We start from the raw sequence: 26,991 nt of genomic DNA on the forward strand, positions 1-26,991 counted from the left end.
AAAAACACCTTTTCGAAGGTGTTTTTTTATGGCTTATGCAAAGCCAAAACTCAATCATCTCAGCTTGAGTGTTTGAGCGATATAAAGCTTATTTTATACAGATTGATCAGTTGAATGATCACGAAAAATTGAAAGGATTTAAGAAACCCAATGAATATGTTAATTTGAATGTTTAAAAGAACAATCAGAATCAGAAAATATGCGTTCAATGATCGAATTTTGGAAAGGTTTTAAACAATTACCATCAGCATGGTTATTGTTGGTCCAACTGCTTATTTTAGTTTTATCTGTCTATACCAATGCCAGCAGAAGTTATCAAATTTTAACTTGGTTACTCGGTGTATCCGCGTTACTGATTATTGCCAAAGTGATTCGACAAACACCGACATTTACACTGTTGGGCTTAACCTTTGTCACAGGGGCATTTGTACTGTCCTTTCTAATGTTGATCGGTTTTCATTCTGTTACTTTGCAAATCTTTGCACATTCATTTGAAGCAGCCGCTTATTTTTGTGCAGCATATGGTTTAATCCGTTATATGTTTGCAGATCGTTATTTAACCAAAGATGAGCTGTTTGCTGCAGGTGCAGTATTTACCCTGATCGCATGGGGATTTGCCTTCTTATACAGTATTTGTCAATTGCTGGTTCCGCAGAGTTTTCAAAACCCAAATCATGTTGCGGACTACCAATCTTGGCTGGATTTATTGTTCATTAGTTTTAGTTTGCAATCGGCAACGGGATTGTCCGATTTGATTCCTGTTGCACCTGCTGCGCGGGTGATTTCAATGTTGCAAATGTTCTGTGGTGTGATGTATTTTGCCCTGATCGTCTCACGGATGATTGCCCTGCAATATATTGAAAATAAACCAAAATCATGAGCTAATGATCTTGTTACATTTAGTAAATTGTTGAAAATGTTAATTTAAATTATAATGTGGCCTGAATCCAATCGCTGTTCTACAGGATTCGTCTTTTTTCACACCTGTGAATGCCTTTTTTTGACTTTAAAAAGTCTGTCCATTGAGTATAAAAACCTGGGGGAAATATGCCTTCCAAAAAAATCACTTGGTTTGACAATGTCAATCCAAATGTTTTCTTGAGCACTGTTGGAATTATTGCACTTTTTTTAGCCGTTGTTGTCTTTGCACCAAATGCCTTTGAACTGATTACTCAAAGGATGAACCGCTGGATCACCGATTCATTTAGTTGGTTCTATGTTTTATCTGTCGCAATATTTTTAATTGTGCTGATTTTTATTGCCTTTTCTGACATGGGTAAAATCAAGCTTGGACCTGATCATAGCCAGCCTGAGTATAGTAATGGGTCATGGTTTGCCATGCTATTTACTGCGGGTATGGGCATCGGGTTAATGTTCTTCAGTGTTGCAGAACCTGTCATGCATTATGTCAATCCACCTGCTGGTGATCCACAAACTATTGAATCTGCCCAAGAAGCAATGAGAATTACCTTTTTCCATTGGGGCTTACATGCTTGGGCTATCTATGCAGTTGTTGGCTTAACGCTGGCTTATTTTGCTTTTCGCTATAACTTGCCACTCAAAGTTCGTTCGGGTTTATTTCCGATTATTGGTCAACGAATTCATGGTCCAATCGGAGATGCGGTCGATACTTTTGCCACCATTGGTACAGTATTTGGTGTGGCTACCACGTTAGGATTTGGGGTAACGCAAATTAATTCTGGCTTAAATTATTTATTTGGCTGGGAAAGTAATATTAGCACCCAAATCTTTTTGATTATTGTGGTGAGTACGCTGGCTTCATTGTCGGTTTTCCTCGGATTAGACAAAGGAATTAAACGACTCTCTGAACTGAATCTGATTTTAGCTTTGGTATTGCTAGGCTTTGTATTCCTCGCCAGTTCCAGTATTTATATCCTACAAGCAACCATTCAAAACGCTGGACAATATATTTCGAATTTGTTTAGCATGACCTTTAATTTATATGCTTATCAATCAAATGGCTGGATTGGTGGTTGGACCATCATGTATTGGGCATGGTGGATTTCTTGGTCACCATTTGTTGGTATGTTTATTGCGCGTGTTTCAAAAGGTCGAACCATTCGAGAGTTTATTGTTGGGGTACTGCTTATTCCGACAGGCTTTACCTTGATCTGGATGGGTTTTATTGGCAATGCTGCCTTGTTCAGTATCATGGAACAAGGGCAGGTTGGGCTAATTTCTGCGGTACAAAAAGATTCATCAGTTGCATTGTTTGAATTTTTAACCCATCTGCCTTTTTCAGGTGTGTTTAGTCTTATTGCGACACTGCTGGTGGTGTTGTTCTTTGTTACCTCCGCGGATTCTGGTGCATTGGTGACCGATTATCTCACTGCGAAAACAGAAAATTCGCCGATATGGCAACGCTTGTTCTGGACTGTTTTAATGGCGGTCTTGTCGATCATTCTTTTAATGGTTGGTGGGCTAGGCGCACTACAATCGGCCACCATGATGAGTGCACTACCATTCACCTTTATTATGCTGCTGTTGTGTTGGGGCTTAGTCAAAGCATTGCGCTTAGATGTTACCAAAATGCAGGCTTTACAAGTGGCAAGAATCACGCCGAGAGCTGTGCAAAATCCACGTAGTTGGCAGCAACGTTTAGGCTTAATCATGCACTATCCGCATACGTTGGCCGAAGTACAACATTATATTCAGGTTGATGTGATTAAGGCTTTTGAAAGTATTCGTTTTGAGTTTAAACGCCGTGATTTAAATGTGGTGATTAAAGAAACTGAAGACGGTGTTCAACTGAGTGTGGATCATCATGATGAGTTCAATTTTATCTATAAAGTCATTGCACGCAAAATGGTTGCGCCAAGCTTTATGATGAATGAAGAACATCAAGAAACCGATGATTTTTATCAAGCAGAAATATTTTTAAGAGAAGGTGGTCAAAATTATGATGTGATGGAGTGGACGCAAGAAGACTTGATTCAAGACATCATTGACCAATATGAACGTCATCTACATTTTTTAAATGTACTGAGAAACTAAGTTGTTTATTTAAAAACAAAGGCAATAAAAAAGGACTCGTATGAGTCCTTTTTTTGATTCAATTTCTAAGCCAACTTAGAAACGGAATTTAGCGTTTAAGCCAACAGTTTGCGTATCACCAACATACGAAATTGCTTGACCTTTATTCGCTTCGTAGTTTGCATTTACGTAGCTCGCACCAACTGCAATCGCAGGAGTGATGAAGTAGTTTACGTTTGCACCCCAAGCTGAATCAGGCGTACCTTCGTAGCTAGACGCTGCGTAAGAAGCACCAACGCTTAATTGTGGGTTCAAATAGAAATCAGTTTTGAACTGGTATGCAGTCGCATCACCATAGATAATGCCTGATTCAAACGCTAAAGACATATTTGTACCGTCAATACCGCCAACGTATTTAGCACGTGCAGTGATTGCGTCTTGGTCTTCACCAATTGTTGCAGCTTCAGCAGTCGCTTTAGCAACGCCGTTACCCATAACATTGAATGCATCTAAAGCAACTTGGTCAGCAACGTTAGTATAACCAACAGCAACCAAGAAGTTTTGAGTAGGAAGAGCACCCACTTCTAATGCAAAACGATCGCCTTGATCATTTGACCAGCCATTTTTACCGTCAAGGATCGTGTGGCTATAAGAAGCACTTGCGTATGCAGGTACATATGGAGTAGGAACATAAAGTTCAGCTTTAGCGCCGTAGTTATGTGCAATTACATCAGCGTCTAATTCGCCATAGTTATATGCTAAAGAAACATTCGAAGCTTGGTTTAAGAACGCTGCTTCAGCCAATGGACCTTTTGAAGAGTCAACATTTTTGAAGTAGTAAGTACCTTGCAAACCACCAGTGAAATCTTTGTCATTTTCAGTTGTATCGATATACTCTGATTGACCTTGAATTTCAAATTGGTATGCTTGAGCGCCGGTCATGGCTAATAATAAAGCAGTGGCTAAACCGAGTTTTTTCATAATCTTTTCCAATAGGAGAAATTGGTGAAACAGACGGCATTGTATTGTAACAAGATATTAAGTCAATGACGTTTAAGGCCACTGTTTACAAAGTAGATACATGAAATTTACATTGTTTAAAAAACGTACATTTGAACAGCTTTACGTCAACCTGGAAAAAAACTTAATTAGAACAACAGACTAAATTCAGACAAAAGTTTTATTTCATATAAAACAGATATCAAATTGTTAAATTAATACATTTATTTTATTGTTTATTTGTGTTTTTTGATCGATATTACCGATGGTTGTTTTGCGATCAATGTCAAGAAAATGTCATTAAATTCTGCTTATTTTTAGAATTAATTTGTGATTGTATAATCATTTCATGTGAATATTGTTGTTTTATTCTCAATTATTTATAAAAACGATAATTAATTTATATCCGATCAATTTAATAGGTTTTACAAAGTAAAAGATATTCTGGATAATGAGTCAATAAAGTTCATTCATTTTAAATGAATTTTTTTGAGATTTTGAGTTTATATGCCCAGCTTTCCCCAAGGTTGGGCTTTTTTTTATTTAAAAATTCAAAGCAAATCGCATTAAATAGATCATAAAAATATTGCACCAATATATAGCATAAATAAGCAAAAGATGAATTATGTTGGCATGATTCTTGCCAAAAAAAATCCCAATTTTCAAAGAAAACTGGGATTTTTCGCCAAAATCTGGAGCAAATCAATAAATTCTGCTGAGGAATATTAATAAATTGCCCTAATGAGGTGCATTATGCACCAATATATTGCACATGTAAATATTTTCTTACATTCAATTTAAAAAATAATTCATGGGCTCATCTACACTATTTCAGATAGAGTTGATGCCTAAGTAAAGTTTATGAGTAATAACCTATTTAAATTTAAAATAAAAAGCAGTGTATTGATCATCCTGAGTAGTTTGGCTTTTTCAGGTTGTGTTTCGAAGCTTAATTTGCATGATCCAGCTTCATCACAAAGAACAAGTGAAATTCCGTTGTTGTTTAATTATGCGCAAACTCAAGCCGTCTTTGTGACTTATGACGGAACTCAATTTAAACGCTATGGGAATGATTTAAATAGAGCCAAGACTGCGTATATTCCAGCCTCTACTTTTAAAATGTTGAATGCCTTAATTGGTTTGCAACATGCGAAAACGACAAATACAGAAGTATTTAAGTGGAATGGTGAAAAAAGATCTTTTCCTGCATGGGAAAAAGATATGACCTTGGCACAAGCAATGCAGGCTTCCGCCGTACCTGTATATCAGGAGTTGGCACGACGTATTGGTTTGGATTTGATGAGTCAAGAAGTCAAACGTGTTGGTTTTGGTAATACACAAATTGGTCAACAGGTGGATAATTTCTGGTTGGTTGGTCCATTGAAAATCACCCCAGAGCAAGAAGCTAAATTTGCTTATCAATTGGCAAAGAAAACATTGCCTTTTGATGATGCTGTACAACAGCAAGTCAAAGATATGCTTTATGTCGAAAGACGTGGTGATTCCAAGCTCTATGCCAAAAGTGGCTGGGGAATGGATGTTGAGCCACAAGTGGGTTGGTATACAGGATGGATAGAACAGCCGAATGGTCAGATCACCGCTTTTGCTTTAAATATGCACATGCAGACAGGAGATGATCCTGCCGAACGTAAGCAACTGACATTAAGTATCTTAGATAAATTAGGCTTATTCTTTTATTTGAGATAAATGCAGTAGGTAAAAAAATGCCCAGTTTATTGGGGGAAACTGGGCAATAAAAAAGATATATTTTCAAATAATGAGAATTTCTATCTGAGTCTAATTTTATGCAAATTCTATTTATATGTAAAATGTGAATTTTGAATATTACTCATCTATAAAAACGATAATATAAAGCAGTTGAACGCTGTAGATTAAACTTGATTATGTGGAGTAGTTTATGTGTATATATTCTATAATATAAACAAAATTTTTTAGCTTTATTACGATATAACTTCCCACAGGACCATGGTGATGGTGCATGAACTCAGATCAGAACAAATAAGCACGCGTTTGCTTATCCTCATGTCAGTCATCATTTTGTCTGTTTTGTTAATTGCTGTTCCACAAATCATCAGTAATTATCGAGAGTATAGCCGAGCAAATCGAGCTTTAGTCAATATTCAAGCCTTGCAAGTTTTTGCTGAAACATCCAATAAAATTTCACGGGAAAGAGCGCCAACAAATAAAGCAATGTCGAGCTCGACAGCAAATTTTCCAGACAGAATAAAAGAATTGCAGGACTATCGTAAGGACGTAGATCAACAGATTAATTTAACCGTAGAGACCTTAAACAAGGCGGGGTTTACCAGTTTGGCGGATCAAGTAGATGTTCAATTAAGACATGATTTGAACATCGCCCGTAAACAAGTCGATGCTTATTTAGCCTTGCCGTTAAAAGAACGTAATTCAGTGCAAATGGATCAAGTGATTCAGGGAATGTTTCGGGCATGGGACAGTTGTAGAGCCATGTTGCAGCAATTAATTAACCATTCAAAAAAGAATAATAGCGATGTGACGGATTATGCTTCAATTGTGCTGATATTGGCTGATTTACGTGATCAATCTGGACGAGTCGCGTCCAATATCATGGCACCCCTAAGCTTTTCCGAACCATTGCCTGAATATAACAAAGCACGCTCATTACAAACGCAAGAACAGGTTAAATATTTATGGCGTTTGATGGATACCATGCAAATAGAATCCTTAAAAACCCCTGAGTATCTTTATTTATATGGTCAAGTAAAAACTCAATTTATTGACCAAGGTTTACCCATTGTAAATCGTTTGGTGCAAGAGAGTAGAAATCAGCAGCCTTATTTTTTAACGGCAAACCAACTGACAGATGCAATCGTGGATAAGTTTACCACGGTGGTAAATTTACAAAAATATCTACTTGAAACCCACGCCTTAAGTGCGCGTCATCGAATGGAATCGGAGCAACGTCAATTTTTTATCACTTTATTTATTTCTCTTTTGTCATTGTCGGTAGCAGTTTTTACGATGTTATATACACGTAAAAAGTTATTTGAACCCTTGATATATGCAAGAAATATGATCTTAGAGTTATCACAAGTTCAAGAGCGTGATTATATAGGTGCAGCTTCGATACAAACCAAAGAGGTGCATACCCTAACCGATGCATTGGATAAATTAAAAGAAATGCTCAAGCAACGCGATGCTTTTGAATTTCAATTACAAAATAGTGCCAACACCGACAGCTTAACCGGTGTTTCAAATCGACTCGCTTTAGAGGTTTATTTAAAAAATATCGCAACACAACCTGATCGCTTTCAAGAGTTGACCTTGATCATGGTGGATATTGATAATTTTAAATATGTGAATGATCGCTTTGGACATATTTTAGGTGATTCGGTTATTGTTGAAATTGCTCGATGTTTAAAAGCAAATATTGCGCAATCCGATTTAATTGTACGTTTTGGTGGTGATGAGTTTTTGATTTTAATTGATCGCATCCAATGGGATTGGGCATTACAAATTTCTGAAAGTATTTTGGCTGATGTATCACGGTTAAATTTTAATAGTTCGATGTCTAACGAACAGCTGAATGTTTCTGTCAGTATTGGCGTGGCAACAGGGGCTGAAAGTTGGGAAGCTTTGTTTAATCGGGCAGATGCATCGCTATTTAAAGCCAAAGCACAAGGTCGAAATAAAGTTGTGGGATGATCGATTGGGTATCTTGATGATGATTAACCCGTTTGAAAATGTTGATTTATCGTCAGCATTTAATGATAAAAATACTGAATTATTTTGAAGTGACTTTAAGCAACTCAGCATACAATTGATTTAAAAATCGTTGCTGTTCGGCATTGTCTTTAAAGTAGCGTTGATAAAGCACACTACAGCTTTCCACATCAACAATATTACTTGGATTAAATGACCAATCCTCTGTATTTTTAATACTAATCCCTAGATTATCACCACAACGTTGCCACTGTTTGGAGAAGCCAGATTTTTGATTGGGAGCAAGCTGCTTAAATTCTGCGTTAAGGCTAAAGCCGCGCATTTCTGAGTTGCTGAATTTGTTGATCGCACTGATTGGCACACCAGCCCATATAATGGTTTGTCCACTCGGCAATGAGATGCCTTTCAGTTTACTTTCATTCATTAACTGACTTTGTCTGCCTGTTTTAAAGCCCTGTTTTTCATAGGTCAAAGTTGAGCCAGCAGGAAGCTGTATTTTTTTAATCAGTAAGGGTTGGGTGGTTATAAAATAAGGATTGTCGGGTCTGCCATTACCACCCGCAATGTTTATGCTACAACTGCTGAGTAAACAGATACTTGGGACTAAAAGGCATGAGTAAAGAAGCTTCATAAGGAAAATATCCTGTGCTATGCATTGATCTTGCCTTGTTTAAATTAGAAATGCAAAATTTGCTTTAAAAAATCCCAAAATTAAGCAGATGATTATTGAAATATAGGATGAAAAAAGGCTGAGAATCTGAGTTTTATAAAAATTATATGAGCTATTTAATTTCGAGCTTAGCTGATTAATCTCCTCCTAAGTCCTGTGGGATAAAGAGAGAAACTCCCTCCTTATTTAAAGGAGGGAAGGGAAGATGCAGTGAATTACTTTAACAACGGCTTTAAGAATTTCGCTGTATGTGAAACTTTAGATTTCACCACCTGTTCTGGGGTACCTTCCGCAATAATCTGACCACCACCTGCACCACCTTCAGGGCCTAAATCAATCACCCAGTCCGCCGTCTTAATCACATCGAGATTATGCTCAATCACAACAATGGTATTGCCCTTATTGCGTAGTTCATGAAGAATATCGAGCAGTTTGGCAATATCGTGGAAATGCAAACCAGTGGTTGGTTCATCCAGTACATACAAGGTTTTACCTGTATCACGCTTTGCTAGCTCACGTGCCAGTTTGACTCGTTGCGCTTCACCACCAGATAACGTTGTTGCAGACTGACCTAAGCGGATATAGCCTAACCCGACTTGGTTTAAGGTTTCCAAACGACGGTGAATCACAGGGATTGCATCAAAGAAATGCATCGCATCTTCGACAGTCATTTCCAATACATCAGAAATATTTTTGCCTTTATAACCAACTTCCAAAGTTTCACGGTTATAGCGCTGACCATGGCAGTTATCACAAGGCACGTACATATCGGGTAAGAAGTGCATGGCAACTTTGATCATACCATCCCCCTCACACACCTCACAGCGCCCGCCTTTGACGTTAAATGAGAAACGACCTGCAGCATAACCACGGGCTTTGGCTTCAGGGGTTTGTGCAAACAATTCACGAATCGGGGTAAACAAACCGGTATATGTCGCTGGGTTGGAACGTGGAGTACGTCCAATAGGGCTTTGGTCAATGTCTACCACTTTATCAAGGAACTGTAAGCCATCAATCGAATCAAACTTTTCAGCAGTTAAGGTGGTTGCACCATTTAATTGCGTTGCAGCAAGTGGTAACAGGGTACGGTTAATTAAGGTTGATTTACCTGAACCCGAAACACCTGTCACACAAGTCATCACACCTAAAGGAATCGTCAAATCAACATTTTGTAAGTTATGCCCTGATGCGCCCATCAGTTTAATTTGTTCTTCAGGCTTAGGTGGTTTAACCCGCTCTTTGGGCACCGCAATTTTTAACTTACCAGATAGGTATTTTCCTGTCAGTGAGTTCTCATTGGCTGCGAGTTCATCATAGGTTCCCTCGGCAATGATATGACCGCCATGTACACCAGCCCCCGGACCGATATCAATAATATGGTCTGCTGCACGAATTGCATCTTCATCATGCTCAACCACTAAAACTGTATTACCCAGATCACGCAAACGAACCAGTGTTTCAAGTAAACGATCATTATCACGTTGGTGTAAACCAATGGATGGCTCATCTAAAACGTACATCACCCCCATTAGACCAGCACCAATTTGTGAGGCTAGGCGGATACGTTGTGCTTCACCACCTGAAAGCGTTTCAGCAGAGCGAGACAGGCTTAAATAATTTAAACCGACTGATACAAGAAAGTGCAAACGCTCGCGAATTTCTTTAAAAATCTTATCGGCAATTTCACCTTTGGCACCTTCAAGATTTAAATCTTGATAGTAGCTTTCAGCATCACCAATCGACATTTTGGTAATTTGGGCAATAGTTTTGTCTTTAACACGCACATGACGTGAAATTTCATTTAAACGTGAACCGCCACAAGCATCACAAGCGGCATTGGATAAATACTGCGCCAGATCATCACGGACATAATTAGATTCAGTTTCACGATAACGACGCTCTAAATGAGGCAAAATGCCTTCAAAAGGTTGTACACGATTGTGTTTACGACCACGCTCATCGATATAGCTAAGATCGACTTTTTCTTTTCCTGTACCATAAAGAAATTTCTTTTTTGTATCAGCATCGAGTTCATTCCAAGGCGTGTCTAAAGAAAACCCAAAATGATCTGCAACTTTCTGAATCATGCTGTAATAGTATGGACGTTGTCTGTCCCAGCCGCGGATTGCGCCTTGGCTAATAGAAACATCTGGACTTGGAATGAGTTTTTCAGCACTGAAATGACTACGAGTACCTAAACCGTCGCAGACAGGACAGGCACCAAATGGATTATTGAACGAGAACAAACGTGGTTCGAGTTCAGCAACAGCACGGTCGCATTCAGGGCATGAATGTTTTGCTGAAAATACACGGTCAGGATGTTCACCACCCATCCACGATAAAATCGCCAGATCACTGCCTAAACGTAAGGCTGTTTCAAAGCTTTCGGCAATTCGGTTACCTAAGTCATCACGGACTTTAAAGCGGTCAACCACAACTTCAATGGTGTGCTTTTTCTTTTTATCGAGTTCTGGTGGTGTATCGATATCAATCACTTCACCATCCACGCGCGCGCGGACAAAACCTTGGCTTTGTAATTGCTCAAACAGGTTGCTGTATTCGCCTTTACGCTCACGAACAACTGGTGCAAGGAGCATCAACGCTGTACCTTCTTCCAGTCCTTTCACTGCATCGACCATTTCAGAAACAGTTTGTGCAACCATCGGCAAGTCATGCTCTGGGCAGTAAGGTGTACCAACGCGTGCATAGAGTAAACGTAAATAGTCGTAGATTTCAGTAATGGTTCCCACGGTTGAACGTGGGTTATGGCTGGTAGATTTCTGTTCAATCGCAATCGCAGGGCTTAAACCTTCAATTGAATCAACTTCAGGCTTTTCCATTTGTGAAAGGAACTGACGTGCATAAGCAGATAAAGATTCGACATAACGGCGCTGACCCTCTGCATATAAGGTATCGAAAGCCAGAGATGATTTCCCTGAGCCTGAGAGTCCTGTGATGACCACAAACTTGTCACGTGGAATATCGAGTGACACATTTTTTAAATTATGGGTACGTGCGCCTCGAATACGGATATGACTTTGACTCATAAAAGCTTTCTCGAAATTATGCGAATTAAAGGGGTATATGATAGCGATTTAATTTTGTTCAAGCTGTAAAAAATAGTTTTTAAACGACAAATTGTGTCATGTAACTGACCATTTAAAACTGTGATGGAGTTTGAGTTTTTGAATAAAATAATAAGATTCATATGTTTATGATAGTTTTAAACAATTCTTAGGGTCGCATTCAGCTACTTTAAAATCAAAGCTATAATTTATTTAAAATAAGTCATTGAAGAAAAATGAGATATGCAGTCAGTTTTTTGATGCTGTGCTGATTTCTGAATACTTATTTCGATATTGCATAGGGTAGAACGAATAAACCAGATCAGCTTCAAGATTGGTCCTGTGATGCAATCAATAACCACTTATCTAAAAAAGAGAATTGTTAGACAAGGTTTCTGTGATTAACCATTGTTTTTATTATAAAATATGTGATATCTATCGCACTTGTGGAGGGCTTGAAAATGAATATACGAAAAATTATATCAGTTATTTGTTTTGCATTTTCTTGCAATGTCTTGGCTGGCGAGACTTCACAAGTTTTATTTGATCAAGTGTTAAATTTAAAACCCAATCAATTGTACGAATTAGAATTAGAAGATGTACAAGCGGGGGATCAGATTTGGACCGCGGTTTATTTGGTTGGGCGACAAAATTATCCGGGACTTACTGCAAAAGTTGAGTTTGTCATGGACAATCAAGGTTTGTTAAATAAAGCCAATCCAAGTGAGCATGCTGTATACCAAGCACTGATCGCAGAAAATTTGACGCAAACTAATCAATATTCATTCAAGCAATTCAAAGGCTTAAAGACATTCATTGAAGATACGTCAGAACAGCTGATTACAGATCCAATATTGGAAAAAACAGATAGCATTCGTATTTATAGTCAAGTGAATGATTGGATCCCTGAATACAACACTTATGAACCCACCAAAGTGAAATTTGGCATTCAAAACCCTTTGGATTTTGACATTGTTGCGGCTTATGTTTTGGTGGGCAAAGGCGAAAAGCCTGCTGAACTCAGTGAATTAAATTTTAAAAATATTCAACCCACTTATGCCTCACCTTTACCGCCAGTACAAGCCGATTTTACCCAAGCTGAAGTGAATAAATCTGAGACTCACTTGAGTAGAAATGAGCTAAAGTTTATCTTTTTTATCCTGATGGCTATTGTTATGGGCTTGGTTGCTTTTATTAACCGTGGCAAATTAAAACGCGCTTTTTAAACGCGTAACTTCTACGTCACTAAATTTCTAATATTTTAGATTTCAAATTTACACGCTTGGCGTAAACTCTTGCACTGATCATGTGTTCGAGTAATTTTAGATGTTGTCCTTATTTTTGAAATGTATTCTGGGTGCAGCAGTGGTTTTGTTGATTTCAATTCTTTCAAAAAGTAAGGCATTTTATATTGCAGGTTTAGTCCCACTTTTTCCAACATTTGCATTGATCGCACATGTGATTGTAGCGCAGGAAAAAGGTGCTGAAGCTTTAAAGCAAACAGCATTATTCGGGCTGTGGTCATTGATTCCGTATCTCATTTATTTGCTCACGGTCTATTTACTGGCAACTAAGCTTTCGATGTGGTCTTGTTTAGGGATTGCAACGTTATGCTGGATTGTAGCTGCTGCGGTTTTGATTTATGCATGGCAATTGTTTCAGAATGGATCGATTTTATGATTTATTGAATTAATAAAAAAGAGTTGCAATGAATACTTTTGAGTGGATTGTAAAGTTAATGAGCCTTTGATCAAGGCTCATTTTTTAAGGATATATTTTAATAATCAGCTGTTTAAACAATAAACTGTTTTGGGCTTTCTAGGTTCTTAATGGCATTGTAGATTTGATCTGCATGATTACACACAATCAGTTTTGCCCGATGTTGAGGCGGTAAAAAACCTTCAATAACAGCATGGTCTAATTGCGCAATCAAATGGTCATAGAAACCATTGACGTTATATAACATCATCGGTTTTTGATGTTGATTCAATTGTCCCCATGTCGCGACTTCTAGAATTTCCTCAAAGGTACCAAAGCCACCGGGCAGTGCGACAAAAGCACTCGCTCGTTCAGCCATCATTGCTTTGCGTTCATGCATGTTTTGTACAATATGTAATTCTGTTAATTGGTTATGGGCAATTTCATAATCCAGCATAAATTCGGGAATAACACCAACAACATCACCACCATGTTCCGTGACCGTATCTGCAACTTGGCCCATTAAGCCAATACTTGCACCACCATAGACGATTCCAAAACCTTGTTCTGCGATGCCTTGGGCAAGTTGGATGGCTTTTTCTCGATAGGTAGGGTTATTTCCAGGTCGGGAGCCACAATAGAGAGCGATTAAACATTGTGTGGCTTTATGTTGTTGTTGATCTAATTCGAAAGGTTTATTCATCATTACAGGCAATACACTATTCATAATTTATTTTTTCACCTTAACTTATCATGTTCTTATACATTTCTACTACTTTAAGTAAGAAATGTGACAAAAACATGTTGTGTTATCGGCGCTTTTGCAATGATTTGTATCGCTTTGATTTTGTATTTAATTTTAGGTAAATCAGTAAAAATCCTGATAAATGAGATGAAATTCCTGTCTGGATTGCCTATAATTAAGGCTTATTTATCAACAAATGAATCATCATGGGTAGTGGTTGTAGTCGCTCCGAAAATGCACAATCTTTAGACAAAATAATAGTTCAAAATACACTAAAGTTTTCTTCTCAATTCCGAAATTTACAGTTCTCACATGCTGAAAATAGCTATTGCACATTTTCAATGGAGCAAGATCAATGATACTTGAGTGGATGTCTGATCCTTCTGCATGGGTTGGTCTTGCAACTTTAGTTGTTTTAGAAATCGTTTTGGGTATTGATAACCTTGTATTTATTGCAATTTTGGCAGAAAAACTTCCGCCTGAACAACGTGATAAAGCAAGGATCATTGGGCTTTTACTTGCCCTCTGTATGCGTATGGTGTTACTGGCATCTATTGCATGGGTGGTGACATTAACCGAACCATTATTCCATCTCTTTGAGCATGCTTTTTCTGGGCGTGATCTGATCCTGCTGTTTGGTGGTGTGTTCTTATTGTTTAAAGGCACAATGGAACTACATGAGCGTCTTGAAGGTGGTCAGGATCTTAAAGAAGAAAATCCTGTACATGCTGTATTTTGGATGGTCATTGTTCAAATTGTTGTTTTAGACGCCGTATTTTCCCTAGATAGTGTGATCACCGCTGTGGGAATGGTGAAAGAACTCTCAGTGATGATGATCGCTGTGGTGATTGCCGTAGCTATTATGCTGTGGGCATCAAAAGCCTTGATGGACTTTGTCAATAAGCACCCGACAGTAGTGATTCTATGTCTTGGCTTTTTGATGATGATTGGTTTTTCATTGATCGTCGAAGGTTTTGGTTATCACATTCCAAAAGGTTACTTATATGCAGCGATTGGTTTCTCGGTACTGATCGAGTTTATGAACCAAACCATGCGTAAAAACCAAGAGAAAATGGTGACAACGACCGACTTACGTTTCCGTACAGCTTCAGCAGTCTTGAAAATGTTAGGTGGAAAAAGTGCCGATAGTCAAAATGGTAAAGCGGATGATGTGATCGCAACACAAGCACTGGCAGATGAAATTTTTGATGATGAAAATGGCGCTTACCATAGTGTTATGGTTCAAGGGGTCTTGGGACTATCAGAACGTCCTGTAAAATCGGTCATGACACCGCGCCCTGAATTAGAATGGTTAGATTTGGATGAAGACGAAGCCAGCATTAAAGAAAATTTGATGGCAATGTCACATTCTCGTTTAATTTTGGCACATGGTGAATTGGATAATATCGCGGGTATTGTTTTAACCCATAAAGTCTTGAATGATTATATCGAAACGGGTGTTTTAAATTTTGAAAAACACTTACGCGAGCCTGTGATTGTGCATGAAAATGCACAAGTATTGATGGTGATGGAGCAACTTCGTCAGGCACCCTTACAAATGGCGATTGTATTAAATGAATATGGGTCAATTGAAGGGATTGCAACGCCGATTGATGTGCTTGAAGCAATCGCAGGCGAGTTCCCTGATGAAGATGAACTAGAAGCTGCTGCGGAAAGTCTTGAAGATGGTTCGTTGATCCTTGAAGGTTCAACCGATATTCGTCATGTTTCTTTGCTGTTAGGTCGTGATTTAGTCGATGAGTCAGAACAATACTCAACCCTTTCGGGTTATATCTTGTTCCATCTCGGGCGTTTGCCTGAAAATGGTCAAAAGCTTCAAGTCGATGGTTATGAGTTTGAAGTGGTAACGATGGATGGGCATAAGATTGAGAAGGTGCATATTATGGCATTAACAAAATCTAAAGATGCTGAGTCCTAATGGATTTGTTGTAATGAAGCCAGTCGAAAGACTGGCTTCTTTTTATTTTGTTTTTGAAAATAATGATTTAAACCATATCGTTAAAATGATGTCCGAATGGCATCATTCATATAGAAAGAATAGGTTTCGATTTCCTGCTGGGTTGGATTATCATTGAACCTATTCAGATTTTGAGTATTTTCATGTCCAATCTATCCTGTCCATGTGGTTCAGCACTTTATGCTGAATGCTGTCAGCCGCTGCATTTGGGTCAGAACAAAGCCAAGACAGCAGCACAGTTGATGCGTTCGCGTTATAGCGCTTTTGCCAAACATGAGATTGATTATATAGTTCAGACCACTGCGCTTGGACAGCAGCAAGCTTTGGATGTTAAAGCGATTTCAGATTGGAGCAAAGCCAATCAATGGCTCAGTCTTGACGTGGTGCAAGCCCAAGAAAAGCTCGATAAAAATCATGCTCAAGTTGAATTTAAAGCACATTTTCATGATGGTCAGCAGGCTCAAATACACCATGAAGTTTCATACTTTGTCCAGCATGCTGGTGTATGGTATTTCCTAGATCCAACCACAGATCAGCCTATCACTATGAAACAGCCATGTATTTGTGGATCCGCCAAAAAATTTAAGCAATGTTGCGCACAATTTTTATAACTTTTAGTTCATTTTTGACTTAAAATAGCGCGCATCTTTTCCCATCAGTGGATGAAGGGCAATGTTACTGACGATTATTTATATTATAGCCATTACAGCAGAAGCCATGACTGGAGCGTTGTCCGCAGGACGACGCAGTATGGATTGGTTTGGGGTGATACTGATTGCCTGTGTCACTGCACTCGGTGGTGGTTCTGTGCGAGATGTTTTACTTGGACATTATCCACTGACTTGGGTGAAACATCCTGAATACCTTGTTCTGACATGCTGTGCTGCCTTTGTCACCATTATTATTGCCAAATGGATGAAGCATTTACATTCAATTTTCTTATTGTTGGATGCTTTAGGCTTAATTGGTTTTACCATTATTGGCTGTCAAATTGCCTTGCAAATGGGACATGGTTTTGTGGTTTCCGCGGTTGCTGGGGTATTAACAGGGGTATCTGGTGGTATTCTACGAGATATTCTGTGTAATGATGTTCCGTTGGTATTCCGTCGTGAACTGTATGCGTCGATTTCCTTTGTTGCGGTGATTTTCTATTGGTTCTGTATAGATTTTGGTTTATCGCTTGAAATTACCGTGGTTTCTACTTTAGTTTTTGGTTTTGCATTACGTTGTGTGGCGATTTATTTTGGTTTGGAAATGCCGAAATTTATCTATAAAGATGATGATGAACAATCGGCATCTTCTAAAGATGAGTCCTAAGGATGGATGCTTGAACAGCAGCTATTGATTGTGAATCTCTGCATTTAACTTTGAGCTTGGTATGTCATATCAGATTCATCAAAATATTAAACTTGAAAAATTTACTGACCTAGATTTTGCTGTGTATTTTGAATTGGTCAAAAATATTAAAGTCATGCAAATGATTACCGAGCGAGCATTAACGCTTGAGGAAGCGCATACGGAATTTGCCAAGATTTTATCTAAGAATGCCTATAATGTAGCATTGGGAAATTATAAAATTCTTGATACTCAAACAAATGACTTTATCGGTTTAGCTAAACTCGAGTTGGATCAGCCAACAGCAACAACTGCGGAGTTGGGCTATATGCTTTTACCCGAATATTGGGGGAAAGGCATTGCCAGTCAAGTTGTTACATTTTTAATTGATCATGCAAAAAAACAACCATATTTAAAGGATCTCATGGCTATCATTGATCCCGAAAATATACCTTCAAGAAAAATATTGATAAACAATGGTTTCCATTCTAAAGAGTTTAAAGATTTTGACGGACTAGCAGGAGAAATTCTGCTGTTCAGTCTTTAAAATTAAACAGCGAGCCAAAGTTGTTTCTGCTTTTACATATTTGTTGAGTGCATTATGGATTTAGTATCACGTGTACAACGCTTACCCATAGGTAAATTTCACTATACCTTACTCTGGGTGATCGGACTGGGCTGGATGTTTGATGCCATGGATACAGGACTGATCTCCTTTATTCTCACCAAAATGGCAGAAGAATGGCAAATGACCCCTACTGAAAAAGGCTGGGTAGTCTCCATTGGCTTTGTGGGTATGGCAATTGGTGCTGTATTTTCAGGTGGTTTGGCTGATCGAATTGGTCGTAGAACAGTCTTTGCGATTACTTTGGTGACCTATAGCATTGCAACCGCGTTATGTGCTTTTGCGCCGAATCTGACTTGGTTATTGCTGTTCCGTTTTATTGTCGGCTTAGGGCTGGGTGGGCAACTTCCTGTGGCGGTGACTTTGGTCAGCGAATATATCCCCGCTCAAGTACGTGGTCGATTTATTGTACTGTTAGAAAGTTTCTGGGGACTTGGCTGGCTTGTTGCTGCACTTATTTCTTATTTTGTGATTCCTGATTATGGTTGGCATATTGCATTTTTGATTGGTGGTTTACCTGCAATTTATGTTTTTATGATTCTCAAAAAAGTGCCTGAATCGGTCCCTTATTTGATTAATCGTGGACGAATTGAAGAAGCCCATGCACTGGTACAGAAACTTGAACGGCAGTGTGGTGTAGAAGTGATTGAAACCATTGAAGTCAAACCTGTTGCAGCAAAACAAACGATTTCATTTTCACAGCTTTGGTCAGGTGCTTTTGCCCGTCGTACTTTGATGCTGTGGTTGATTTGGTTTGGTATCGTCTATTCTTATTATGGCATTTTTACTTGGTTACCAAGTTTGCTGGTCAAACAGGGCTATACCATTGTGCAGTCTTTTGAATATGTACTCGGGATGATTTTGGCGCAATTACCTGGTTATGTGGCTGCGGCTTGGTTGGTGGAAAAGCTTGGACGTAAAGCAACCCTCGCTGGTTTTATTGGTCTGTGTGCGCTTTCTGCTTACTTCTTTGGTCAAGCAACCTCAGTCAATATGATTATGTTGTGGGGATGCTTAATGTCGTTCTTTAATTTGGGTGCATGGGGGGTTCTATATACTTATACACCTGAACAATACCCAACCAATATTCGTGCTTTTGGCTCAGGCTGGGCATCTGCAATCGGTCGTATGGGGGGGATTGTCGCACCGTTGGTGGTGACCCATATGATGGTGGCAAGTGATGGGTTTAGTTCAGTCTTTATGATGTTTACGATTGTACTTTTCGCTGTTGCCGCTGTGGTTTTGATCTTGGGTGAAGAAACCAAAGGTAAGACCTTAGAAGAGATTGGGTTATAGTCGTTTATTGAAATATATAAAAACATAGCGCTAAAAAAATGATAACAAAGAAAAAGTATACAATGGCTGATATAGGGTTAATCTTACCTCTCAGCCATTTTAATTTCTCTAACGTTAAAATTAAAAAACCAATCATTTATAGAGATATTATGCAATAGATCAGACCAGTATTGAGGGTGAAATAATGAAAAGTAAAATAGGATTAAGCTTTTGCATGTTTTATCTTTTGCTTACCGCATTTTGCCTTTATATCGCATTAGATCCAATGACGGATAACAAAGGAAACTTTGTTTTCTTACAATTACCCATAGGTTTTCAAGTGTCGGCATTTAATGCAATTGGATTAGGCCCTTTATTCGATCGGTTGTCTTGGACGCAAGCGTACAGCTTCGTAGTTCCTGTTACTTTGCTGCTTCTATATGGGATCGGGTGGTTGTTGAGTTCGAGCATCCATTCTATACAAACGCGAAATGGACCACTTCAATAAGTTTCAGCATTTATAAATTTCATTTGAAATAAAGCGCATACCCCAATTTAAAAATAGCAGTTTAAATAAAAGTTGCTCATTTCTTAAAAAATGGATAATTTTACGTCATTAGAAAGATCTTAAGACGCAATTTGTCGTTGTAGGGTACACTGGCACTTGTGTAGTCAGACCCTGCGACTTAGCATAAGAACGTAGATACCAAACATTTATTTAGAACGCACTTATTTAGGATAAAAGGTTGTTATGACAAGCCTTGCGCATCATGCGACAGAAAATCGTTCCGTAGCAGAATTTACTGAACAAGCTTACCTCAACTATGCCATGTACGTGATTATGGATCGTGCATTGCCACACATTAGTGATGGTTTAAAACCTGTACAACGCCGTATCGTTTATGCGATGAGCGAATTGGGCTTAAAACCAAGCGGTAAGCCGAAAAAGTCTGCACGTACAGTCGGTGATGTATTGGGTAAATACCATCCGCATGGTGACTCAGCCTGTTATGAGGCCATGGTGTTGATGGCACAGCCATTTAGTTACCGTTACCCATTTATTGAAGGGCAAGGGAACTGGGGTTCGCCTGATGATCCTAAATCATTTGCAGCTATGCGTTATACCGAAGCCAAACTCTCACCTTATAGTGATTTGTTACTTTCTGAATTAGGTCAAGGGACTTGCGATTGGCAAGATAACTTTGATGGTTCAATGAAAGAGCCTGTCAATTTACCAGCGCGTGTACCAAATATTTTACTCAATGGTACCACTGGTATTGCAGTGGGAATGGCAACGGATATTCCGCCACACAATTTACGTGAAGTGGTTAAAGGTACGATTGCTTTAATCCGTAATCCAAACTTAACAGATGAAAAAATTGCAGAATATATTCCTGCACCCGACTTACCGACCAAAGCAGAAATTATTACACCACGTGATGAATTATTAAAAATTCAAATGACTGGACGTGGTAGCTATCGTACCCGTGCTGTATATACCATTGAAAAAAATGAAATTATCATCACTGAGCTGCCATATCAAGTTTCTGGCTCGAAAGTCATCACGCAAATTGCAGATCAAATGCAAGCCAAAAAACTGCCATTGGTCAGTGACTTACGTGATGAATCAGACCATAAAAACCCAACACGTTTGGTGATTGTATTACGTTCAAATCGTATCGATGCCGATGCAGTCATGAGTCATTTGTTTGCGACAACCGATTTAGAGTCGAGCTATCGTGTCAATATGAACATGATCGGTGCTGATGGTCGTCCACAAGTCAAATCAATCCGTCGCATTTTATTAGAATGGATTGAAATTCGTAAGAGTACTGTCACACGTCGTCTTCAATATCATCTGAATAAAATTGAAAAGCGCCTACATATTCTTGGTGGTTTGATCATTGCGTATTTGAACATTGATGAAGTGATCAAAATTATTCGTGAAGAAGATCAACCTAAACCCGTGTTGATGATGCGTTTCAATATCGATGAAGTTCAGGCAGAAGCAATTTTAGAGCTTAAGTTACGCCATTTGGCAAAACTTGAAGAAATGGAAATGCGCCGTGAGCAAGAAGAACTTGAGGCCAGAGCAGCGGTGATTCGTGAACAACTTGCAAATCCAGAGTCATTAAAATCTTTGATTATCGAAGAACTTAAAGATGATGCGAAGAAGTTTGGTGATGATCGTCGTTCACCGATTGTGCAACGTGAAGAATCACAGGCCATTAGTGAACAAGATTTAATGCCTGCTGAAGCGGTAACGGTGATCCTTTCTGAGGCGGGTTGGGTTCGTGCAGCCAAAGGTCATGATATTGATGTTGAAAAATTAAATTTCCGTGCCGGTGACCAGTACTTAAGTTCAGCACAAGGTAAGTCGAATCAGAAAGTATATATTTTAGATGAAACTGGACGAAGTTATGCTTTGGCCATCAATAGTTTGCCATCGGCGCGTGGTTTAGGAGAACCGTTGAGTTCAAAACTTTCTCCAGCCAATGCTGTGGGCTTTATGCAAGTCCTGATTGAAGATGAAGAAAAAGAAATAGTTGCTGTAAGTTCAAAAGGTTATGGCTTTAAATCGCAAGCTAAACAATTGGATACCAATGCCAAAGCAGGTAAAACATTCCTGACTGTTGCTGAAAATGCGACAGCAATGCCAATCGAAGTCGTTGAAAACCATACTCATTTGGCTATACTCAGCTCAGCAGGACGCCTACTTTTAATTGAATTATCTGACTTGCCAACGCTCAATAAAGGTAAAGGAAATAAGTTGATACAACTTGAAACTAATGAGTCTGTTCAGTTTATGTTAACTTTGAATTTAGATGAAGTAATACAAGTGCTTGCAGGGCAGCAACAATTAAAATTAAAAGGGGAAGATTTACAGAAATATATCGGTAAACGCGCATCAAAAGGTCAATTGTTACCGCGCGGATATCAAAAAGCAAATAAACTGTTGATTCAAAGATAAAACTAGCATCCTTGGATTGAAATACGTTATATATGCAAAGTGTTCGTGAAAATGGATGCAATATTGAGCACAAAGAAGCCAAAAAATTATGTTCAATATTGAGAAAAACAGTTTAAAACTAAGGATTACTGATTGGAGATTATGGCATTATGGAAAAAGTTTGGTTCGCTGAATATCAAAAAACTGGGATTCCAGAAACAGTAGAATTGCCACAGGAAAATAGCTCTCTTATTGATATTTTTGAGCGTAATTTCCAAAAATTTGGTTCACGTGATGCCTTTATCTTCATGGATAAAGTGATGTCATTCAGTGATCTTGAATTGGCAAGCCGTAAATTTGCAACTTATTTGCAAAGTTTAGGTTTGGCAAAAGGTTCACGTGTTGCAGTGATGATGCCTAACGTCCTTCAGTATCCAGTTGTCGCTTTAGGTGTACTCCGTGCAGGTTTGGTACTTGTGAATGTGAATCCACTTTATACAGCACGTGAATTAGAACACCAACTTAATGATTCAGGCGCTGAAGCGTTGGTCATTGTTGAAAACTTTGCGACTGTTTATCAAGCGATTATTGGTAAAACACCAGTAAAACATGTTGTCATTGCTTCGGTTGGCGATATGTTAGGTACCTTAAAAGGTACTTTGGTTAATTTTGTTTTACGTAAAGTGCGTAAACAAATTCCAGATTGGAATATTCCAGGACATACTAAGTTTAATGCTGCATTGGCAAAAGTAAGTCCAAGTAATTATAAACGTCCAACCATGACCCTCAGTGATACTGCTGTACTTCAGTACACAGGCGGTACTACGGGTGTTTCAAAAGGAGCGGAACTTACCCACCGTAACTTAGTTGCAAACTTGTTGCAATGTGACGGTATTTTCCAAAGTAAATTTGGCCAAGGTGATGGCGCTAAAGATGATCGTATCTTCTGTGCTTTACCGCTTTATCACATCTTCGCATTTATGGTTTGTGCGATGTATGGTATGTATAAAGGTCAGGCAAATATTCTGATTCCAAATCCACGTGATTTACCTGCAGTGATTAAAGAATTACGTAAATACCAACCAGGTTTCTTCCCTGCGGTAAATACCTTGTTTAATGCGCTGGTGCATAATGAAGAATTTAGACAGCTCGACTTCAGTAAGTTAAAAATGGCGATGGGCGGTGGTATGGCCGTGTTACCGTCAACTGCTGAAGAATGGAAAAAAGTTACAGGAACCATCATTATTGAAGGTTATGGTTTATCTGAAACTTCTCCAGTCGCAACTGCAAACCCACCTGCAACGACTGAGTTTAGTGGCACAATTGGTATTCCTTTACCACTGACGGATGTTGCGATCTTAGATGATGATGGCAATCATTTATCACAAGGCGAGCAGGGTGAAATCTCGATTCGTGGTCCTCAAGTCATGAAAGGCTATTGGAATCGTCCAGATGAAACTGCAAAAGTCATGACAGCGGACGGTTATTTCCGTACAGGTGATATTGGGATCATGGATACCCGTGGTTATTTCAAAATTGTCGATCGTAAGAAAGACATGATTTTAGTATCTGGTTTCAACGTCTATCCTTCTGAAATTGAAGAAGTGATTGCGCAACATCCTAAAGTGCTTGAAGTGGCTGCAATTGGCGTACCTGATGAAAAATCTGGTGAAGTGCCAAAACTATTTGTAGTGAAAAAAGATCCATCTTTAACCACTGAAGAAGTTCTTGAATATGCAAAAGAAAACCTAACTGGTTATAAACGTCCGCGTTATGTTGAGTTTATGGATGATTTACCAAAATCAAATGTAGGTAAAATCCTACGTAAAGATTTACGTAAATAATTGAAAAATTAAAGATAAAAAAGCGCCAATAGTGGCGCTTTTTTATCTTCGATGTAAAGTAATCGATCGCTTTATGCGGTGATTTCAACATTTATTTTTTGTGAGAACGAATATACCAACCATCAATATAGGGGCGGCTTAAGCCAACAATTGCTGTAAAGGTTAGCATAGTGCCCATTTGACGCCCTAGTGCAGAAGGATGAATACTGCCATAGCTAAAATAAATATCGATTAAACAGTATACGACAATAATAGCTAACCAAAAGTATAGATTCATACGCTTTATACCAACGGCAAAAAAAGCCACCACCAAAACAATGAGCGTTCCCAAGGTGGATTGCCAATTGTAATTTGCACAAATCACGCACAAGAGAAAAGCCAAAATTGGCAATACAATTTTAAGAATACGATCAATCTCCGCTTGTTGATGGCGCTGCTTTTCTAAAACCTCAAACAATTCATTTTGATCTGGTTGCACGTTATTGTCCTCACTACACAATTTTGCAAAACTCTGCATTTAACAAAAAATATTCTGTTCATGCCATGCTATGATAACTCGCATTAACACTTCATGAGAAAAAATCATGTCTGGGATAGATGGCATCATATATTTAATTCTAATTGCCTGTTTACTTCCTTATGTTTTTACCATTATTGCAAAAGCGTCTGGTGGTTTTAAAGCTGCTGATAATCAGAATCCGCGTGAATTTTTAGCCAAAACCACAGGTTTGGCTGCACGTGCCAATGCAGTACAACAGAATAGTTTTGAGAGCTTACCTTTATTTATTGCTGCGATTTTAATGGCAGAGTATATGGTGGTATCACAACATCTGATTATGATGTTAGGTATCGCCTATATTGTGTTACGCATTATTTATGGAATTTGCTATCTGGCGAATATTTCAGCGCTACGTACCATTATTTGGGCTTTGTCCTTAGCTTGCCCAATTATTTTATTGTTATTGGTTATTCGAATCGTCTAAACAGTTTTCGATGAAATTCATTCATTTTGATGATGCAAAATGTATAATCCGCATCTGTTTGCGCAATTTAGCGTTATAATCGACAAGATTTTAAATAAGACCTCACTTGAAAGAGTATCCTATGAGCTATAGCAATATTCCTGCTGGTAAAGATGCACCAAATGACATCTACGTAATTATCGAAATCCCAGCAAATGCTGCACCGATTAAATATGAAGTAGATAAAGATTCAGATGCTTTATTTGTAGATCGTTTCATGGGTACAGCGATGTTCTACCCAGCGAACTATGGTTATGTACCAAATACATTGTCTGAAGATGGTGACCCATTAGACGTATTGGTTGTAACTCCACACCCATTGGTACATGGTTCAGTGATTCGTTGTCGTCCTGTTGGTAAATTAAACATGGAAGATGATGGTGGTATCGATGCGAAATTGATCGCAGTTCCACATGACAAATTGACTCCGCTTTATAAAGATGTGAAAGAGTATTCAGATCTTCCTGCTTTATTATTGAATCAAATTGAACATTTCTTTGCACATTACAAAGACTTAGAGCCTGGTAAATGGGTTAAATTAACAGGTTGGGAAAGTTCAGAAGTTGCAAAAGCTGAAGTCTTAAAAGCAATCGAAGCTGCAAAATAAGCCAGATTAAAACGTGGTTTGAAGATTGAAAAATGTTCAAACCCATAAAAAAACCTGCATGATTAAATGCAGGTTTTTTTGTTTCTGTGGATTTATTCTAAATTAGAAAAATTTCACAGGAATATCTAAGAAAATACGCCATTCATTGGTATCACCAATGTAGACAGGATTATACGCTTCACTTGCACGGTAGTAAGAGTGACGTAGACGTAAGCTCGCATCTTTTGCAAAACCACTTTGCATGGTGTATTTCACCTGATTAAAGAATTCACGTTCTTGTCCATCATCAGTTACATTGCGGACTTTAATATCCCAACCATAGACAAATGCTGTGGTCCAATTTAAGCCAGCAACACCATAATTGCTAAAGTCTAGGTTATATTGAACTTGTGCTGATTTTTCATGGTTACCAATAAAATCAGACATATAAGAGTTTGGTAGATAAATACTTTGGAAACCGTCAGCATTTTGACCATAGTCATAACCCACATCACCTGTATTTTGTTGGTAAGCCAACATCACAGTGTGCGGACCTTGATTATAAGTAGAAGACAATGCCCAGATATTATTGGTTTTTTCTACGCCTGCTTTACCTGTATTTGCATAATCCGCATCAACAGGACCTGTTGCAGAATAGGTATTGGCATTTTTATCAAACTTGGTGTGATAACCACTGAAATCAAAAGTTAAAGAACTTTGATTTGCCAATGGGTATTTATAATTTGCATTGATATAATGACGTTCTAACGCATTTTTAGAATCTAAACCATAATAAGACGCGCTAAGCTGGTCATCAAATTTGTATTTAGCACCCCAAACAATCGCATCATCTAATTTATTACCATCAGTCTTGATCTGATCAGACATTTGGTCTTTGGTGAATTTACCCGCAACAAGTTCTAAGTTTTTAATTTCATGGCTGGTTAATAACGTACCTGTAAAATATTCAGGAACAAGACGCGTTGTATTACTTGCAAGTACAGGTAAGTCGAGAACTTGCGTACCATAACGTACAGTCGTATTTGAGAAACGAGCTTTTACGTTTGCGCCACCACGTGCCCAATGATCATATGGATCAACTCGTCCATTTGCGTCTCTTGCACCATTATTTTTGAGTGCAATCATATTATTGCCAGCATGGGTGTTTGGACCGATTTTAAAAGAACCATCACCAACTACACCAACACCGAAACCGACGATACCTTGAGTGAAGCCAGAATCTAAGTCAACAATTGCAGTTTGTGCAAATGAGCTTTGATCGTCAATACCATGTTTTTTATCACGAAGAATATAACCTGTACGAAACAATACAGAACCTTTGGCATCTTCAACGAACCCTTTTGCATCACTTTGTTCGCTAGCAAATGTAGGGGATATTAGAACCGCGTTAATTAATACAGCTAAAGTAAGTTTTGGAGCATTCAACATGAATTGCCTCGTGAACGAGAATAGATTGCACTG

At 38.5% G+C, this 26,991-nt stretch carries 21 protein-coding genes; 15 read left to right on the top strand and 6 right to left on the bottom strand.

Annotated features, from left to right (window positions below):
* The first annotated feature begins 199 nt into the window (after positions 1-199).
* Both FHR28_RS00005 and FHR28_RS00010 read left to right on the top strand, forming a co-directional pair.
* Entirely contained in the window at positions 200-880 is a 681-nt protein-coding gene (locus tag FHR28_RS00005; RefSeq protein ID WP_034612723.1) for an ion channel, read from the top strand.
* A 167-nt stretch (positions 881-1,047) separates the two neighbouring features.
* Complete coding sequence (locus FHR28_RS00010; protein WP_151956280.1) at positions 1,048-3,015, top strand: BCCT family transporter; 1,968 nt, start codon at positions 1,048-1,050, stop codon at positions 3,013-3,015.
* A 75-nt stretch (positions 3,016-3,090) separates the two neighbouring features.
* Here FHR28_RS00010 and omp33-36 read toward each other — a convergent pair whose 3' ends face one another.
* Complete coding sequence (gene omp33-36, locus FHR28_RS00015) at positions 3,091-3,975, bottom strand: porin Omp33-36 (protein ID WP_166781688.1); 885 nt, start codon at positions 3,973-3,975, stop codon at positions 3,091-3,093.
* Positions 3,976-4,854: 879 nt separating this feature from the next.
* On the opposite strand from omp33-36, the gene blaOXA reads away from it, so the two are divergent.
* Positions 4,855-5,700, top strand: coding sequence for an OXA-274 family carbapenem-hydrolyzing class D beta-lactamase (gene blaOXA, locus FHR28_RS00020; RefSeq protein WP_166781689.1), 846 nt, complete (start codon positions 4,855-4,857; stop codon positions 5,698-5,700).
* Between the two features lie 285 nt (positions 5,701-5,985).
* A complete protein-coding gene (locus FHR28_RS00025) occupies positions 5,986-7,698 on the top strand; it encodes a GGDEF domain-containing protein (RefSeq protein ID WP_004725238.1) in 1,713 nt (570 codons plus the stop codon).
* A 79-nt stretch (positions 7,699-7,777) separates the two neighbouring features.
* Here the strand turns inward: FHR28_RS00025 and FHR28_RS00030 are convergent, their stop codons facing one another.
* The gene (locus FHR28_RS00030; RefSeq protein WP_166781690.1) at positions 7,778-8,347 is read right to left on the bottom strand and encodes a hypothetical protein; all 570 of its coding nucleotides are present in this window, start codon (positions 8,345-8,347) and stop codon (positions 7,778-7,780) included.
* A gap of 254 nt (positions 8,348-8,601) precedes the next feature.
* Positions 8,602-11,433 (bottom strand): excinuclease ABC subunit UvrA, encoded by a 2,832-nt coding sequence (gene uvrA / locus FHR28_RS00035; protein ID WP_004816511.1) that lies wholly within the window; start codon positions 11,431-11,433, stop codon positions 8,602-8,604.
* A 479-nt stretch (positions 11,434-11,912) separates the two neighbouring features.
* Between uvrA and FHR28_RS00040 the strand changes: the two genes are divergently transcribed.
* Positions 11,913-12,677, top strand: coding sequence for a hypothetical protein (locus FHR28_RS00040; protein ID WP_154130736.1), 765 nt, complete (start codon positions 11,913-11,915; stop codon positions 12,675-12,677).
* Positions 12,678-12,777: 100 nt separating this feature from the next.
* Positions 12,778-13,131, top strand: coding sequence for a GlpM family protein (locus tag FHR28_RS00045; RefSeq protein ID WP_105713789.1), 354 nt, complete (start codon positions 12,778-12,780; stop codon positions 13,129-13,131).
* 112 nt (positions 13,132-13,243) lie between these two features.
* Here FHR28_RS00045 and FHR28_RS00050 read toward each other — a convergent pair whose 3' ends face one another.
* Positions 13,244-13,876 (bottom strand): TIGR00730 family Rossman fold protein, encoded by a 633-nt coding sequence (locus FHR28_RS00050; protein WP_004816519.1) that lies wholly within the window; start codon positions 13,874-13,876, stop codon positions 13,244-13,246.
* A 373-nt stretch (positions 13,877-14,249) separates the two neighbouring features.
* Between FHR28_RS00050 and FHR28_RS00055 the strand changes: the two genes are divergently transcribed.
* From FHR28_RS00055 to FHR28_RS00090, 7 genes are all read left to right on the top strand, one after another.
* Positions 14,250-15,833 (top strand): TerC family protein, encoded by a 1,584-nt coding sequence (locus FHR28_RS00055; RefSeq protein WP_004816521.1) that lies wholly within the window; start codon positions 14,250-14,252, stop codon positions 15,831-15,833.
* Positions 15,834-16,015: 182 nt separating this feature from the next.
* The gene (locus FHR28_RS00060; RefSeq protein ID WP_166781691.1) at positions 16,016-16,483 is read left to right on the top strand and encodes a YchJ family protein; all 468 of its coding nucleotides are present in this window, start codon (positions 16,016-16,018) and stop codon (positions 16,481-16,483) included.
* A 61-nt stretch (positions 16,484-16,544) separates the two neighbouring features.
* Entirely contained in the window at positions 16,545-17,189 is a 645-nt protein-coding gene (locus tag FHR28_RS00065) for a trimeric intracellular cation channel family protein (protein ID WP_004725253.1), read from the top strand.
* Between the two features lie 61 nt (positions 17,190-17,250).
* A complete protein-coding gene (locus FHR28_RS00070; RefSeq protein ID WP_166781692.1) occupies positions 17,251-17,754 on the top strand; it encodes a GNAT family N-acetyltransferase in 504 nt (167 codons plus the stop codon).
* 54 nt (positions 17,755-17,808) lie between these two features.
* Complete coding sequence (locus FHR28_RS00075; RefSeq protein ID WP_166781693.1) at positions 17,809-19,128, top strand: MFS transporter; 1,320 nt, start codon at positions 17,809-17,811, stop codon at positions 19,126-19,128.
* 730 nt (positions 19,129-19,858) lie between these two features.
* Positions 19,859-22,078, top strand: coding sequence for a DNA topoisomerase IV subunit A (gene parC / locus FHR28_RS00085; RefSeq protein WP_166781695.1), 2,220 nt, complete (start codon positions 19,859-19,861; stop codon positions 22,076-22,078).
* 149 nt (positions 22,079-22,227) lie between these two features.
* Complete coding sequence (locus tag FHR28_RS00090) at positions 22,228-23,901, top strand: long-chain-fatty-acid--CoA ligase (RefSeq protein WP_004725264.1); 1,674 nt, start codon at positions 22,228-22,230, stop codon at positions 23,899-23,901.
* A 91-nt stretch (positions 23,902-23,992) separates the two neighbouring features.
* Here FHR28_RS00090 and FHR28_RS00095 read toward each other — a convergent pair whose 3' ends face one another.
* Positions 23,993-24,379: a hypothetical protein gene (locus FHR28_RS00095; protein ID WP_004816535.1), complete on the bottom strand. Its 387-nt coding sequence runs from the start codon at positions 24,377-24,379 to the stop codon at positions 23,993-23,995.
* Between the two features lie 106 nt (positions 24,380-24,485).
* Here FHR28_RS00095 and FHR28_RS00100 point away from each other — a divergent pair, with 106 nt between their 5' ends.
* Positions 24,486-24,884, top strand: a complete 399-nt coding sequence (locus FHR28_RS00100) for an MAPEG family protein (protein ID WP_004725268.1) — start codon at positions 24,486-24,488, stop codon at positions 24,882-24,884.
* Between the two features lie 121 nt (positions 24,885-25,005).
* On the top strand, positions 25,006-25,530 hold the full coding sequence (gene ppa, locus FHR28_RS00105) for an inorganic diphosphatase (RefSeq protein WP_004725270.1): 525 nt from the start codon (positions 25,006-25,008) through the stop codon (positions 25,528-25,530).
* A 102-nt stretch (positions 25,531-25,632) separates the two neighbouring features.
* Here ppa and FHR28_RS00110 read toward each other — a convergent pair whose 3' ends face one another.
* Entirely contained in the window at positions 25,633-26,958 is a 1,326-nt protein-coding gene (locus FHR28_RS00110) for an OprD family outer membrane porin (protein ID WP_166781696.1), read from the bottom strand.
* Positions 26,959-26,991: the final 33 nt, after the last annotated feature.

Source organism: Acinetobacter sp. BIGb0196, assembly GCF_011759595.1.
In the GTDB taxonomy this organism is placed as follows: Bacteria; Pseudomonadota; Gammaproteobacteria; order Pseudomonadales; family Moraxellaceae; genus Acinetobacter; species Acinetobacter guillouiae.